This window comes from Streptomyces sp. NBC_00299 (assembly GCF_036173045.1).
GTDB lineage: Bacteria > Actinomycetota > Actinomycetes > Streptomycetales > Streptomycetaceae > Streptomyces > Streptomyces machairae.
In genome coordinates, this window is sequence record NZ_CP108039.1 from 7,437,644 (window position 1) to 7,452,185 (window position 14,542).

Genomic DNA, 14,542 nt, shown 5'->3' on the forward strand with positions numbered 1-14,542 from the left:
AGCAAAGCAGTCGTCTCCGCCGTGAGGCAAAACGACAGTCGCTTCTCGACAATCTCTGCTCAACGAACTGACGAGCTCTCGTTGTTCCGGTGGTTACGGGCGAGGGGTGGTGCCGTGTTGCCGGCCGGGCTCGGCAGCGAATGTCCGAGCAGGATACGACGCACGTAGATGATCTGCGTGCCGCTCCGGGCAACCCGGGTCGGCCGAACGGGTGAGCAACGGGTGAGAAACCGCGACACCTGTGCAGGTTCGTGGTGACTCGTGTGCGGAGCGTGGCCGGAAGCCATCGGTCTCGGTCGCTGATACCCTGGTAGCCCGTGGACCGGTGGGCGTCAAAGACCCCCGAACCGCACTTCAAGATCGCGACCACGGGAGCCCCCTCTTGGCCATGCCGCCCGCTGCTTTTCGACACAACGCAGCCACGACGACCAAGCACATCTTCGTCACCGGGGGTGTCGCCTCCTCGCTCGGCAAGGGCCTGACGGCCTCCAGCCTCGGAATGCTGCTCAAGGCACGAGGCCTGCGGGTGGTCATGCAGAAGCTGGACCCGTACCTCAATGTCGACCCTGGCACGATGAACCCCTTCCAGCACGGCGAGGTGTTCGTCACCAACGACGGCGCCGAGACGGACCTGGACATCGGCCACTACGAGCGGTTCCTCGACCGTGACCTCGACGGTTCCGCGAACGTCACCACCGGTCAGGTGTACTCGACCGTGATCGCCAAGGAGCGGCGCGGCGAGTACCTCGGCGACACCGTGCAGGTCATCCCGCACATCACCAACGAGATCAAGCACCGCATCCGCCGCATGGCGACGGACGAGGTCGATGTCGTGATCACGGAGGTCGGCGGCACGGTCGGCGACATCGAGTCGCTGCCGTTCCTGGAGACCGTCCGCCAGGTCCGTCACGAGGTCGGTCGTGACAACGTCTTCGTCGTCCACATCTCGCTCCTGCCGTACATCGGCCCCTCGGGAGAGCTGAAGACGAAGCCGACCCAGCACTCGGTTGCGGCACTGCGGAACATCGGTATTCAGCCAGATGCGATCGTGCTGCGCTGTGACCGCGAGGTGCCGACCGCGATCAAGCGGAAGATCTCGCTGATGTGCGACGTCGACGAGGCGGCCGTGGTCGCCTGCCCCGACGCCCGCTCCATCTACGACATCCCGAAGACCGTGCACGGCGAGGGCCTGGACGCCTATGTCGTCCGAAAGCTGGACCTGCCGTTCCGCGACGTGGACTGGACGACCTGGGACGACCTGCTCGACCGCGTCCACAACCCCGACCACGAGATCACCCTCGCGCTGGTCGGCAAGTACATCGACCTGCCCGACGCCTACCTGTCGGTGACCGAGGCGCTGCGCGCCGGCGGCTTCGCCAACAAGGCCCGCGTGAAGATCAAGTGGGTCACGTCCGACGACTGCAAGACCCCGGCCGGCGCCAAGCAGCAGCTCGCCGACGTGGACGGCATCTGCATCCCCGGCGGCTTCGGCGACCGCGGTGTGCTCGGCAAGGTCGGCGCCATCAAGTACGCCCGCGAGAACCGGATCCCGCTGCTCGGCCTGTGCCTGGGCCTTCAGTGCATCGTGGTCGAGGCGGCCCGCAACCTTGCCGACATCGGCGACGCCAACTCCACCGAGTTCGACCCGGCCACCTCCCACCCCGTCATCTCGACGATGGCCGAGCAGCTCGACATCGTCGCCGGTGAGGGTGACATGGGCGGCACCATGCGCCTCGGCATGTACCCGGCCAAGCTGGCCGAGGGCTCGATCGTGCGCGAGGTGTACGACGGCAAGGAGTACGTCGAGGAGCGGCACCGTCACCGGTACGAGGTGAACAACGCCTACCGGGCGGAGCTGGAGAAGAAGGCGGGCATCCTGTTCTCCGGCACGTCGCCGGACGGCAAGCTCGTCGAGTACGTGGAGTACCCGCGCGAGGTCCACCCTTACCTGGTGGCCACGCAGGCCCACCCCGAGCTGCGCTCGCGCCCGACGCGCCCGCACCCGCTGTTCGCCGGCCTCGTGAAGGCGGCCGTCGAACGCCAGCAGGCCGAGGGCGTCGGCAAGAATTCGGACTGACACGAGAGTTGTACGGTGGCCGGGGTGCAAACCTTCAAAGGTTCGCACCCCGGTTTTCGTTGGCGGGTTCTTTTTGAAGCGTGTGGAAGGGCAGGGCATGACGATCAAGGACACCCCGCAGGAGTGGGAGATCCGGGCTACGGACACCCCCTTCGTGGGCAACAAGACCTCCGTCCGCACGGACGACGTGGTCATGCCCGGCGGTTCGGTCGTCCGCCGCGACTACCAGGTCCACCCGGGCTCCGTGGCGGTCCTCGCCCTGGACGCCGAGGACCGTGTCCTGCTCATCAAGCAGTACCGCCACCCGGTGCGGCAGAAGCTGTGGGAGATCCCGGCCGGCCTGCTCGACATCCCCGGCGAGAACCCGCTGCACGCCGCCCAGCGGGAGCTGTACGAGGAGGCCCACGTCAAGGCCGAGGACTGGCGGGTGCTGACCGACGTCTACACCACCCCCGGCGGGTGCGACGAGGCCGTACGGATCTTCCTCGCCCGTGATCTGTCCGAGGCCGAGGGCGAGCGCTTCGAGGTGGAGGACGAGGAGGCCGACATGGAGCACGCGCGCGTGCCGGTCGACGAGCTGGTCCGGGGTGTCCTCGCGGGCGAGGTGCACAACAACTGCCTCGTCGTGGGCGTGCTGTCGCTGGTCGCCGCCCGTAACGGCGACGGGCTCGACGCCCTGCGCCCGGCGGAGGCGCCCTGGCCGGCGCGCCCCTTCGAGTCCTGAGCGACCACGACTGCAAGTCCCGAGCGAAACCGACCCGCCTTCGGTGTGAAGATCGGCTGATCCGATCGAGGGACGTCCTCGCCGTGCCCGCCACGCTCCGCCCGGAACGTAGCAGAGCGTGAACTAGGCTCTGATTACGCCCGAACCGGAGTCCCGGCGGGCTTGCGCGTGCGTGGGACGGGAGTGTGGCCCGTGACGGATCAGGTCGTGGACACCGGCGGCGTCCAGGCGTTGCCACAGGCTTCCGCCGGGCGCCAATTCCTGGGCCGTACGCGCGAGTTGAAGGAACTCCTCGCCGACATCGAGCGCGCGGGACTCGACACCCTCTCCGGCCGCAAGGCGCCACGCGCGCGCGTACTGCTCATCGCGGGCCGCCCCGGCTCGGGACGCACGGCGCTCGCCGAGGAACTCGTACGGCAGGTGGCGGACCGTTACGGCGACGGCGTCCTGCGGGCCCGCCTCAGCGAGCCCGACGGCACCCCCGTCCCCGTCGCGCGCACCGCCCGTGAGCTGCTCACCGCCCTGGACCGGCCGGCACCGGCCGGCGCCGCAGAGGACGACCTCACGGCGGTGCTCCGAAAGACCCTGGCCGACCGCCGGGTCCTGCTGCTGCTCGACGACGCGGCCCGCGCCGAGCAGGTCGACGCCCTGCTGCCGGACACCCCGGAGTGCCTGGCCGTCGCGGTCTCCGGCGGCCCGCTGACCGGGATCTCGGACGTGCGGCCCTGCACGCTCGGCGGCCTCGACACCAAGTCGGCCGTGGAGCTGCTGTCCCGGCACGCCGGCTCCGTGCGCATCACCGTCGACCCACGGGCCGCCGAGGACCTCGTGGAGGTGTGCCAGGGCCAGCCGGCCGCCCTGATGCTGGCCGGCGGCTGGCTCGCGGCCCGGCCCAAGGCGGCCGTCGCCGACCTCGCCAAGCAGCTGCACGCCGAGGGCGAGGACGGCACACCGCTCGGCAGGGTCTTCCGCCTCGCCTACGCGGGCCTGCCGACCCCGGCCGCCCGGATACTGCGCCTGCTCTCGCTGGCCCCCGGCGGCCTCGTCGACCCGCACACCGCCTCCGCGCTCGCCGGCTCCTCGGTGGACGGGGCCCACACCACCCTGGACGACCTCGTCGCCCTCGGCCTGCTGCAGGTCGTCGACTCGCCGCTGCCGCAGTACGAGGTCCCGACCTGTCTGCACCGGCTTCTGCGAGCCCTCACCGAGACCCAGGACCGGCCCGCCGAGCTGCAGCTCGCCCGCGCCCGCATGCTGGAGCGGACCGTACGGCTGCTGCAGTCCTGCCGCGCGATCACCGAGACCGACAACCCCGAGACCCGGCAGAAGCTCCTCGGCATGCCCCGCGCCCTGCGCTTCCCCAACCCCCGGGCAGCCGCCGAGTGGCTCAGCATCCGCAGGCCCGCCCTGCTGGCCGCGGCCCGGGCCGCGGTCGCCGACGGGGAGCTGGACACGCTCGCCAGGCGACTGATGTCCCAGCTGGTCAGGGCGATGGCCGCGCACTTCGGCACCCAGGCGGCCGCCGGTGACCTGTACGACATCCACGGCCTGGTCCTCGACGTGGCCGAGCGGCGGCAGCTGCCCCGCGAGAAGGCCGCGGCCCTGCTGAATCTGGGCGATCTCGACGCCCGGACGGGACGTACCCGGGAGGCGCTGGTGCGGTTCCGGGCCGCGCTGGACGCCGGGTGGGAAGCAAATGACCCGTATGCGACCGGCCGCGCGATGGAATCCGTAGGCGGCGCCCATCTGGAGCTCGGGGACTACGACCGGGCCGCCGACTGGTTCGGCCGCGCCCTGGCCGAGCGGCTGGCCCGGGGCGAGCGGGCGGACGCCGCCCGGCTGTACGGCCGTATCGCCGAGGCGCACACCTACGCGGGCCGGTACGGCGACGCGCTGCGCAACTGGCGGTCCGCGGTCACCGGGCACCGCAGGAACGGCGATGTCGCCGGTCACGCCCGGGCGTTGAGCGAGCTGGCGCGGGTCCAGGAGTACGCCGGCCGGCCCGAGGAATCGTTGCGCACCTGCCAGGAGGCGGTGGAGTGGGCGCGGCGCGCCGAGGACGTACGGCTGCAGGGCGCGCTGCATCTGCGGCTCGCCGACACGCTCGAGCACCTCGGTGATCCGTCGGCGGCGCAGCTGCACCGAGGCGCCGCCGAGCGGATGCTGGGAGAGGAGCCTGAGGAGTCCGATGCGGCCGAGTCTGAGCCCGGACAAGATGGTTTCGAGTCGGAAGAAGACGCTGACGCCTGCGAAATCCGTAGTGCATCCGAAGAAGATTGATGCAATGAAAGGCTAGACAGCGCGAACACCTTCATTAGACTGGCTCTGCCGCACCTTCTCTGCGGTGTCTCCCGGTGTGCCCACGCATGCCTGGGTATGTCATGTAATGCCCCACACCCTCTGAGCCAAGGACCGTGATCGACGTGAAGGTCGGCATCCCCCGCGAGGTCAAGAACAACGAGTTCCGGGTGGCCATCACCCCCGCAGGCGTGCACGAACTGGTGCGCCACGGCCACCAGGTCGTCATCGAGCAGGGCGCCGGTGTCGGCTCGTCGATCCCGGACAGCGAGTACGTCTCCGCAGGCGCCCAGATCCTTCCGACCGCCGACGAGGTGTGGGCCGCCGCCGACCTGCTGCTGAAGGTCAAGGAGCCCATCGCCGAGGAGTACCACCGCCTCCGCAAGGACCAGACGCTCTTCACCTACCTGCACCTGGCCGCCTCCAAGGAGTGCACGGACGCGCTCATCGAGTCCGGCACCACCGCGATCGCCTACGAGACGGTCGAGCTGCCCACCCGCGCCCTGCCGCTGCTCGCCCCCATGTCCGAGGTTGCGGGCCGCCTCGCCCCGCAGGTCGGCGCCTATCACCTGATGGCCGCGAACGGCGGCCGCGGTGTCCTGCCCGGCGGTGTCCCCGGCGTGCTGGCCGGCAAGGCCGTCGTCATCGGCGGCGGTGTCTCCGGCTGGAACGCCGCGCAGATCGCCATCGGCATGGGCTTCCACGTGACCCTGCTCGACAAGGACATCAACAAGCTCAAGGAGGCGGACAAGGTCTTCGGTACGAAGATCCAGACCGTCGTCTCCAACGCCTTCGAGCTGGAGAAGGCCTGCCTCGAGGCCGACCTCGTCATCGGTGCCGTCCTCATCCCGGGCGCCAAGGCCCCGAAGCTGGTCACCAACGAGCTGGTCTCGCGGATGAAGCCCGGAAGTGTTCTTGTCGACATCGCGATCGACCAGGGCGGCTGCTTCGAGGACTCGCGTCCCACCACGCACGCCGAGCCGACCTTCCCGGTCCACAACTCGGTCTTCTACTGCGTCGCCAACATGCCCGGCGCGGTGCCCAACACCTCCACCTACGCGCTGACCAACGCCACGCTGCCGTACATCATCGAACTGGCCAACCACGGCTGGGTTGAGGCGCTGCGCCGTGACCCCGCGCTGGCCAGGGGCCTCAACACGCATGACGGCAAGGTGGTTTACCGCCAGGTCGCGGAGGCGCACGGCCTGGAGCACGTGGAGCTCGCCTCGCTGCTCGGCTGAGCCGATCGGCTAAGTCACTTTCTGGTAAAGGCGATACGTCAACACGAGTCGTCAACCGAACGCACCCGGCCGGACCTTGCCCGAAAAGGTCCGGCCGGATGTGTGTATGGTCACTTTGCGACTCTCGGTCAACTCGCCTCGAACGCAACCCTTCGACCGATTCGCACACCGGTGAAACCTGCTGTGCGACGGCCGTACGCCCTTGACAGCGGGATGTTTCATTGTCGACACATCTGCCCGGTCCGGCGGATTGTGTTGCTGCGGACCGCCGACACGCCATAGAGTCGCCGACTGTCGGCATGGTGCCACGCTGACCTGTCTAGAAGTTTCCTGGTCACCAAGGAGGTAAGACGACTTGTGAATGAGTCGACATTTTCTCCCGGGGGTGGTCAACCAGGAATGCCGGTACGGGACCAGGGTCCCGCGGGATTCGAGGCTGTCGGCTCCGTTGCGGTGCGCACCTTCGCAGCCCACCAGAGTCACCAGATCTCAGGGTTGACTCAGACAGCACACCAGAGCATGGATGGCCATCACGTGAACGCCATGGCCGGCGACGGAAGTGGCGCGCCCCACAACCAATTCGCCGTCTACGACGAACTGCCCGACGGGCACTTCTACGATCCCGACGCGGAGTACGAGCCCGACCCCGAGTACGCGGCCACGCTCGCGCCCGACGCTGCTCGCCAGCGCCGCGAGCGCGTCGGTCCGACCGGACGTCCGCTGCCGTACTTCCCGATCCCGGGTCCACTGACCGACCACGGCCCCGCGAAGATCATCGCGATGTGCAACCAGAAGGGCGGCGTCGGCAAGACGACGTCGACCATCAACCTGGGTGCCGCGCTCGCGGAATACGGACGCCGGGTCCTGCTCGTCGACTTCGACCCACAGGGCGCGCTCTCGGTCGGCCTCGGCGTCAATCCGATGGAGCTCGACCTCACGGTCTACAACCTGCTCATGGAGCGGGGCATGTCGGCCGACGAGGTGCTCCTGAAGACAGCGGTCCCGAACATGGACCTGCTTCCGAGCAACATCGACCTGTCGGCCGCCGAGGTGCAGCTGGTGAGCGAGGTCGCGCGCGAGTCGACACTCCAGCGCGCCCTGAAGCCCCTGCTGCCGGACTACGACTTCATCGTGATCGACTGTCAGCCCTCGCTGGGTCTGCTCACGGTGAACGCGCTGACGGCCGCCCACAAGGTAATCGTGCCCCTGGAGTGCGAGTTCTTCGCCCTGCGCGGTGTCGCGCTGCTGACGGAGACCATCGAGAAGGTCCAGGAGCGGCTCAACCCCGAGCTGGAGCTCGACGGGATCCTCGCCACGATGTACGACTCGCGCACGGTCCACAGCCGCGAGGTCCTGGCCCGTGTGGTCGAGGCGTTCGACGATCACGTCTACCACACGGTCATCGGGCGCACGGTCCGCTTCCCGGAGACCACGGTCGCCGGTGAGCCGATCACCACGTACGCCTCCAACTCCGTCGGCGCCGCCGCCTATCGTCAGCTCGCCAGGGAGGTGCTCGCCCGGTGTCACGCCGAGTGAGTCTGCCGGGGGCCGACGAACTGTTCCGTACGACAGGGGGTATGGCGCTCCAGCCGTCCACTCCCCGGCGCCCGGCCAACGGCGAGGCCCGGGTGCCGGCTCCCGCGGGGGAGAGCGACAACGCCGCCGCCGAGGACGTGCCGCAGTCGGTGCCCGCGCAGGGCGGAGACGGTGACGGCGCGGAGCATGTGGCGGCCGACGCCGAGTCCGTCGATGCCGGTGAGTCGCGCAGCCGGGCTGCCACCGCGGAGCGCTCCGCTCGGCGGCAGGGGGCGCAGGAAGGTTCTGCCGGGGCGTCCGCGAATGCCGTGGGCGGTTCCACCGCGTCCGGTGCGGCTGCCTCTGCCGCCGCCTCCGCCGGGCCACGCAAGCGTGGACGGCAGGCCTCGCGCCGGCCCAGTGGTCGCGAGCGGCACGACGAGAAGATCACCGTGTACGTCTCCGCCGAGGAGCTCATGGATCTGGAGCACGCGCGTCTGGTGCTCCGCGGCGAGCACGGGCTGGCCGTCGACCGCGGGCGGATCGTCCGCGAGGCGGTGGCCGTGGTGCTCGCGGATCTGGAGAGCCGGGGAGACGCCAGCATCCTGGTACGACGGCTTCGCGGGCGGTAGCGGTAGCCTGCGGGGGCTATGACCTCGAACGACGTTCCCGCCGCCAGTCCCGGTGCATCCGGCGGCCGTCGGCGTGCGCTGGGCCGGGGGCCGGGCGCTCTGCAGGTCGAGCCGGATCTGTCGCCACCTGCGGAGGCGGTGCCTGCAGCGGAGGCGGTGCCTGCCGCGCCTGCGGCGGAGAGCGAGTCATCGGCTGAGGCCGAGTCTTCGGCTCAGGTCGGTGGGCACACCGGCGGCGGTGACGGCCGCGTGCCGCCTGCTGCCGAACCCGCGGAAGCAGCCCCCGCCCCCCAAGAACCCGACGACGGCGTCTTCAAGGTCCGCCTCTCCAACTTCGAGGGGCCCTTCGACCTCCTGCTCCAGCTGATCTCCAAGCACAAGCTCGATGTCACCGAAGTGGCGTTGTCCAAGGTGACCGATGAGTTCATGGGGCACATCAAGGCGATGGGGCCGGACTGGGATCTCGACGAGACGACCGAGTTCCTGGTCGTCGCGGCGACCCTGCTCGACCTCAAGGCGGCGCGGCTGCTGCCTGCCGCCGAGGTGGAGGACGAGGCCGACCTCGCGTTGCTGGAGGCGCGGGATCTGCTGTTCGCGCGGCTGCTGCAGTACCGGGCGTACAAGCAGATCGCCGACATCTTCAGCCGGCGGCTGGACGACGAGGCCCGGCGCTATCCGCGGACCGTCGGGCTGGAGCCGCAGCACGCCGAGTTGTTGCCCGAGGTCGTCATCAGCATCGGGGCGGAAGGATTCGCCAGGCTCGCGGTCAAGGCCATGCAGCCCAAGCCCAAGCCGCAGGTGTACGTCGATCACATCCACGCGCCGCTGGTCAGTGTGCAGGAGCAGGCGGGGATCGTCGTCGCGCGGCTGAAGGAGCTCGGCGAGGCCAGCTTCCGTGCCCTGATCGAGGACACCAGCGACACCCTCACTGTCGTAGCGCGATTCCTGGCTCTGCTGGAGCTTTATCGCGAGAAGGCCGTCGTCCTCGACCAGGAGATCGCTCTCGGCGAGCTCATCGTGCGGTGGACCGGTGGGGAAGGGGACGAGGCACCCCTGGTGACCGACGAGTTCGACCGGCCGCCCGAGCCGCCCAAGGAGGAGAAGAAGGCGTGAGTGAGGAGACCACCGAGCTTCCGGCCGGGTTGCGCGGCGTCGCGGACCTCGACCTGAAGCCCGCCCTTGAGGCGATGCTCATGGTCGTGGACGAGCCCGCGACCGAGGAGCGCCTCGCAAAGCTCCTGGAGCGGCCCCGTCGCAAGATTGCCGACGCTCTGCGGGAGCTGGCCGACGAGTACGCCGTGCAGGGCCGCGGCTTCGAGCTGCGGTTCGTGGCCGGCGGCTGGCGTTTCTACACCCGCGCCGAGTACGCGGCCGCCGTCGAACGGCTGGTGCTCGACGGCCAGACGGCCCGGCTCACGCAGGCTGCGCTGGAGACGCTCGCGGTCGTCGCATACCGCCAGCCGGTCAGCCGTAGCCGGGTCTCGGCCGTGCGCGGAGTGAACTGTGACGGCGTGATGCGCACCCTCCTGCAGCGCGGGCTGGTCGAGGAGGCGGGCACGGAACCCGAAACAGGTGCGATCCTGTACAGGACGACGAACTACTTCCTGGAGCGGATGGGCCTGCGTGGTCTGGACGAGCTCCCGGAGCTCGCGCCCTTCCTCCCGGAGGCGGAGGCGATCGAGGCCGAGACCCAGGAAGGCGTTCCGTCGTTCGACCCGGACGCTCCCGATGACGGTCCGGGCGTCCCGGCACCCCGGGGCACCGACGACGTAGACGACCAGACGGAACTTTGATGCGAAGCAGCAGCGGCAGGAACAGCAGCGGAAACAACGGCGGGAGCCGTGGTGGCAACAGCGGCGGCCGCGGCGGAAGCAGCGGTGGCCGCGGTACCAACCGCGGCGCCGGTAACAACCGCGACGACAAGCAGGGCGGCCGGCCGAAGAGGCCGCGCCCGGAGGAGCGGCGCTACGACGTAGGCCCCGGCGCCACCCATGAAGGCCCCAAGTCGGGGCGCGGCGCCTCTGCGCGCGGCGGCGCCAAGGGCGGCCCCAAGCAGGGCCAGGGCACCGGGCGCGGCCGTACGGCTCCGGCGAGTTCCCGCGAGTACGACGCGCGGGCCGAGGAGCGCAACCGTGAGCGCTACGCCGGCAAGAAGGACGTCAAGCTGCCCAAGACCTTCCCGGGCGCCGAGCAGGAGGGCGAGCGGCTGCAGAAGGTCCTCGCGCGTGCCGGCTACGGCTCGCGGCGTGCCTGCGAGGAGCTGATCGAGCAGGCGCGGGTCGAGGTCAACGGCGAGATCGTCCTGGAGCAGGGCAAGCGCGTCGACACGGAGAAGGACGAGGTCAAGGTCGACGGCTTGACGGTCGCGACGCAGTCGTACCAGTTCTTCTCGCTGAACAAGCCCGCCGGTGTCGTCTCGACCATGGAGGACAACGAGGGCCGGCAGTGCCTCGGTGACTACGTCACCAACCGGGAGACGCGGCTCTTCCACGTCGGGCGGCTCGACACCGAGACCGAGGGCGTGATCCTGCTCACCAACCACGGCGAGCTGGCGCACCGGCTGACCCACCCCAGGTACGGCGTGAAGAAGGTCTACCTCGCGCACATCGTGGGCCCGATCCCGCGCGACCTGGGCAAGCAGCTCAAGGACGGCATCCAACTGGAGGACGGGTACGCGCGCGCGGACCACTTCCGGGTCGTCGAGCAGACCGGCAAGAACTACCTGGTCGAGGTCACCCTGCACGAGGGCCGCAAGCACATCGTGCGCCGCATGCTCGCCGAGGCGGGCTTCCCGGTCGACAAGCTGGTGCGGGTCGCCTTCGGGCCGATCACGCTGGGCGACCAGAAGTCGGGCTGGCTGCGGCGGCTGTCGAACACCGAGGTCGGCATGCTGATGAAGGAAGTCGACCTGTAGGCCGGATCCCAGTCCCACGCGTGCGAATCGGCCGGTTCCGGATTTTGCTCCGGGGCCGGCCGATTCGTTTTCGCCGCTCCGCCGGTCTGTATCAGTGACGGAGGGAGCGGGGATGAGTACGACTACTGCGGACCGTGACGAGTTCGTCCGGCTGACCGACCCGTACCGGCGGGAGCTGCTCGCGCACTGCTACCGGATGCTGGGGTCGGTCGACGAGGCCGAGGACCTGGTGCAGGAGACGTATCTGCGGGCCTGGCGGTCCTACGACGGCTTCGAGGGCCGGGCGTCCCTGCGGACGTGGCTGCACCGGATCGCCACCAACACGTGTCTGACGGCGCTGGAGGGCCGTGCCCGCCGTCCGCTGCCCTCGGGGCTCGGCGGGCCCGCAGAGGAGCCCGAGGAGCCGCTGAGGGCCCCTGTGACGGACGTTCCGTGGCTCCAGCCGCTGCCCGACGCGCTCGTCGACCCGGCGGGCGTCGTCGCCGCGCGGGGAAGTCTGCGCCTCGCCCTGGTCGCGGCCCTTCAGCAGCTGTCCGCGCGACAGCGGGCCGTCCTCATTCTGCGGGACGTGCTGGCCTGGCGGGCGCCCGAGGTGGCGGCGCTGCTCGGCACGTCGACGGCGGCGGTGAAGAGCAGCCTCCAGCGCGCGCGTGCCCGCCTCGCCGAGGTGGCTCCCGACGAGGACCTCGTCGAGGAACCGGAGGGCGCCGCCGACCGCGAGGTGCTCGACCGGTACGTGACCGCCTTCGAGAACGCCGACGTGGACTCGCTGATCGGGCTCCTCAAGGACGGCGTCGAGCTGGAGATGCCGCCCTTCCTGGAGTGGTACAGCGGCACGAAGGACGTGCTGCGGTTCCTGCACGCGCGTGTCCACGAGAAGGGCACCCTGCGGATGCTGCGCACGCGCGCGAACGGGCAGCCGGCGGTGGCGATGTACGTCCGCGGGGAGGACGACGTCCTGCGGGCGCACTCGCTGCAGGTGCTCACGGTGGAGAAGGGGCTCCTGGCCCGGATCACGGCCTTCCTCGACCCGGCGGACCTGCTGGACCGCTTCGGGCTGCCCGAGGAGCTGTCATGAACTCCGGGGAGCTGCTGGAGCGTTCGCTCGCCTACGCGCTGGGCAGCGTCGCCGGCTCCGAGTCCGCGAGCCTGACGCGCGGGACGCCGTGCGCCGAGTGGGACCTCGGGGAGCTGCTCGGGCATCTCGACGACTCGTTGGACGCGCTGTACGAGGGCCTGACCGGCGGGCGGATCGGGCTGCTCCCGCGTGCCGACCGGGCCTGCGGCTTCCGCACGCGCGCGTGCGCGGTGCTCGGCGCCTGGTCGGCCGGGCCCGCCGAGGAGCGTGTCCTGGTCGGTGAACGGCCGCTGGACGTACGGGTGATGGCCGCCGTGGGCGCCGTCGAGATCGCCGTGCACGGGTGGGACGTCGCCCAGGCCTGCGGCCGGCCCAGGCCCATCCCGGGCGCGCTCGCGGCCGAGCTGCTGAGCATCGCCCGCTGTGTGGTCGCCGAGGAGGACCGGGGCGTGCGGTTCGGCGCGCGGGTCGAGGTGCCGCCACGCGCGCGTGCCGACGTCCGGCTGCTGGCCTTCCTGGGCCGCCGCGATTCCTTTCCGGAGTGAGCCGGGTCTGCCTTCCGTGAGTGACCCGTAGTGATCTCACGGAAGGCATCGTCATGACCGAGACGCTGAAAGCCCCTCTCCTGCCGGCATCCGCCGCACAGGCGCCCACGCGCCGCGGGTGGACCGTCGCCCTCGCCGGGCTCGGCGCGCTGCTGTGCTCGCTCGACGTCGTGGTCGTCGCCACCGCGCTGCCCGCGCTGCAGGCCGACTTCGGGGCGAGCCTGTCCGAGCTGGAGTGGACGATCAACGCCTACAACCTCGTCTTCGCCTGTCTCACCCTGACCGGCGCCGCGCTGGGCGACCGGTTCGGCCGGCGGCGGATGTACGTGGTGGGCCTCGCCGTCTTCACGCTCGCCTCGGCCGCGGCGGCCCTCGCCTCGGGCCCGGGCCAGCTCATCGGCGCGCGCCTGCTGCAGGGCGCGGGGGCCGCCGTTCTGCTGCCGCTCACCCTGACCCTGATCAGCGAGGCGTTCCCGGCCGAGAAGCGGGGCGTCGCCATCGGCATGTGGGGCGGCGTGACCGGACTCGGCGTGGCCGCCGGGCCGGTGCTGGGCGGGGCCGTCACCGAGGGCCTGTCCTGGCAGTGGATCTTCTGGCTGAACGTGCCCATCGGGCTGGCCATGATCCCCCTGGCCGCCCGCAAGCTGCGCGAAAGCCACGGCACCCGCCCGCAACTCGACCTCGTGGGACTGGTGCTGGCGGCCGTGGGCCTCACGGGCCTGGCCTGGGCGCCGGTGCGGGCGCCCGAGGCGGGCTGGGGGAGCGCCGAGGTGATGGCCGCGCTGGCCGTCGGGTTCGTGTTCGTCGCCGCCTTCCTGGGCTGGGAGAAGAACGGCGCCCGCTATCCGATGCTGCCGCTGTCCCACTTCCGGCGGCGCGGCTTCTCGACCGCCAACGCCTCCGCCTTCCTCCTCTTCGCCTCGCTGCTCGGCGCCCTCTTCATGATCACGCAGCTCTTCCAGCTCGGCCTCGGATACTCCCCGCTGGAGGCGGGCGTCCGGATCCTCGTCTGGAACGCCACGCCGCTGCTGATCGCGCCGATCGCCGGAGCTCTCGCCGACCGGTTCGGGACCCGGCCCTTCATGCTGGGCGGCCTGGTGCTCCAGGCGACGGGCCTCGCGCTGCTGGCCTGGCTGGTCGAACCCGGCGTCGGATACGGCAGCCTCGTCGTTCCGCTGATCGTCGCCGGCGTTGGCATCTCCATGGTGTTCCCGAGCGTGGCCAACGCCGTGACCTCATCCGTCCCGCTGGGCGACGCGGGCGTCGCGGCCGGCGTCAACAACGCGCTGCGCGAGCTGGGCGGCGTCTTCGGGATCGCGATCGCCGCAGCCGTGTTCACGACGTACGGCGGCTACGGCTCGCCGGAGTCGTTCATCGACGGCGCCGGGGCGGCGCTGTGGGTGACGGCGGCCGCGGCGGCCGTGGGAGCGGGGGTGGCGGCGTTCGCGCCCTCCCGCGCGCGGGCCTAGCCGATACCCGGTCGGGCTTGCGGCACCCACCTCACCGTCAGGGCTTGCG

General features: G+C 70.6%; 12 protein-coding genes. All 12 read left to right on the plus strand.

Features of this window, described 5'->3' with window-relative positions:
* Positions 1 to 388 precede the first annotated feature (388 nt).
* Positions 389 to 2,077, plus strand: a complete 1,689-nt coding sequence (locus OHT51_RS33165) for a CTP synthase (protein WP_328884526.1) — start codon at positions 389 to 391, stop codon at positions 2,075 to 2,077.
* A 97-nt stretch (positions 2,078 to 2,174) separates the two neighbouring features.
* Positions 2,175 to 2,801 carry an NUDIX hydrolase gene (locus OHT51_RS33170; protein ID WP_328882589.1) on the plus strand — a complete coding sequence of 209 codons (627 nt, stop codon included), beginning with the start codon at positions 2,175 to 2,177 and terminating at the stop codon, positions 2,799 to 2,801.
* Positions 2,802 to 2,993: 192 nt separating this feature from the next.
* Positions 2,994 to 5,081, plus strand: coding sequence for a tetratricopeptide repeat protein (locus tag OHT51_RS33175; protein WP_328882590.1), 2,088 nt, complete (start codon positions 2,994 to 2,996; stop codon positions 5,079 to 5,081).
* A gap of 134 nt (positions 5,082 to 5,215) precedes the next feature.
* Positions 5,216 to 6,340 (plus strand): alanine dehydrogenase, encoded by a 1,125-nt coding sequence (ald, locus tag OHT51_RS33180; protein ID WP_328882591.1) that lies wholly within the window; start codon positions 5,216 to 5,218, stop codon positions 6,338 to 6,340.
* Positions 6,341 to 6,739: 399 nt separating this feature from the next.
* Positions 6,740 to 7,876, plus strand: coding sequence for a ParA family protein (locus OHT51_RS33185; protein WP_147996875.1), 1,137 nt, complete (start codon positions 6,740 to 6,742; stop codon positions 7,874 to 7,876).
* Positions 7,861 to 8,487 (plus strand): hypothetical protein, encoded by a 627-nt coding sequence (locus OHT51_RS33190; protein WP_328882592.1) that lies wholly within the window; start codon positions 7,861 to 7,863, stop codon positions 8,485 to 8,487. The genes OHT51_RS33185 and OHT51_RS33190 overlap by 16 nt, the downstream gene beginning before the upstream one ends.
* A gap of 18 nt (positions 8,488 to 8,505) precedes the next feature.
* Positions 8,506 to 9,600 carry a segregation and condensation protein A gene (locus OHT51_RS33195; protein WP_328882593.1) on the plus strand — a complete coding sequence of 365 codons (1,095 nt, stop codon included), beginning with the start codon at positions 8,506 to 8,508 and terminating at the stop codon, positions 9,598 to 9,600.
* Positions 9,597 to 10,280: an SMC-Scp complex subunit ScpB gene (scpB, locus tag OHT51_RS33200; protein ID WP_328882594.1), complete on the plus strand. Its 684-nt coding sequence runs from the start codon at positions 9,597 to 9,599 to the stop codon at positions 10,278 to 10,280. The genes OHT51_RS33195 and scpB overlap by 4 nt, the downstream gene beginning before the upstream one ends.
* Positions 10,280 to 11,401: a pseudouridine synthase gene (locus tag OHT51_RS33205; RefSeq protein WP_328882595.1), complete on the plus strand. Its 1,122-nt coding sequence runs from the start codon at positions 10,280 to 10,282 to the stop codon at positions 11,399 to 11,401. The genes scpB and OHT51_RS33205 overlap by 1 nt, the downstream gene beginning before the upstream one ends.
* Positions 11,402 to 11,513: 112 nt before the next feature.
* Entirely contained in the window at positions 11,514 to 12,479 is a 966-nt protein-coding gene (locus tag OHT51_RS33210; protein ID WP_328882596.1) for a sigma-70 family RNA polymerase sigma factor, read from the plus strand.
* Positions 12,476 to 13,024: a TIGR03086 family metal-binding protein gene (locus OHT51_RS33215; protein WP_328882597.1), complete on the plus strand. Its 549-nt coding sequence runs from the start codon at positions 12,476 to 12,478 to the stop codon at positions 13,022 to 13,024. Before OHT51_RS33210 ends, OHT51_RS33215 begins: the two co-directional genes overlap by 4 nt.
* Before the next feature lie 53 nt (positions 13,025 to 13,077).
* Positions 13,078 to 14,493 (plus strand): MFS transporter, encoded by a 1,416-nt coding sequence (locus tag OHT51_RS33220; protein WP_328882598.1) that lies wholly within the window; start codon positions 13,078 to 13,080, stop codon positions 14,491 to 14,493.
* Positions 14,494 to 14,542: the final 49 nt, after the last annotated feature.

What these genes read in the sequence shown, in the direction of transcription:
- OHT51_RS33165 (WP_328884526.1), top strand. Translation starts at nt 389, where the DNA reads ATGCCGCCCGCTGCTTTTCGACACAACGCAGCCACGACGACCAAGCAC.
- OHT51_RS33170 (WP_328882589.1), top strand. Translation starts at nt 2,175, where the DNA reads ATGACGATCAAGGACACCCCGCAGGAGTGGGAGATCCGGGCTACGGAC.
- OHT51_RS33185 (WP_147996875.1), top strand. Translation starts at nt 6,740, where the DNA reads ATGCCGGTACGGGACCAGGGTCCCGCGGGATTCGAGGCTGTCGGCTCC.
- OHT51_RS33195 (WP_328882593.1), top strand. Translation starts at nt 8,506, where the DNA reads ATGACCTCGAACGACGTTCCCGCCGCCAGTCCCGGTGCATCCGGCGGC.
- OHT51_RS33205 (WP_328882595.1), top strand. Translation starts at nt 10,280, where the DNA reads ATGCGAAGCAGCAGCGGCAGGAACAGCAGCGGAAACAACGGCGGGAGC.
- OHT51_RS33210 (WP_328882596.1), top strand. Translation starts at nt 11,514, where the DNA reads ATGAGTACGACTACTGCGGACCGTGACGAGTTCGTCCGGCTGACCGAC.
- OHT51_RS33215 (WP_328882597.1), top strand. Translation starts at nt 12,476, where the DNA reads ATGAACTCCGGGGAGCTGCTGGAGCGTTCGCTCGCCTACGCGCTGGGC.
- OHT51_RS33220 (WP_328882598.1), top strand. Translation starts at nt 13,078, where the DNA reads ATGACCGAGACGCTGAAAGCCCCTCTCCTGCCGGCATCCGCCGCACAG.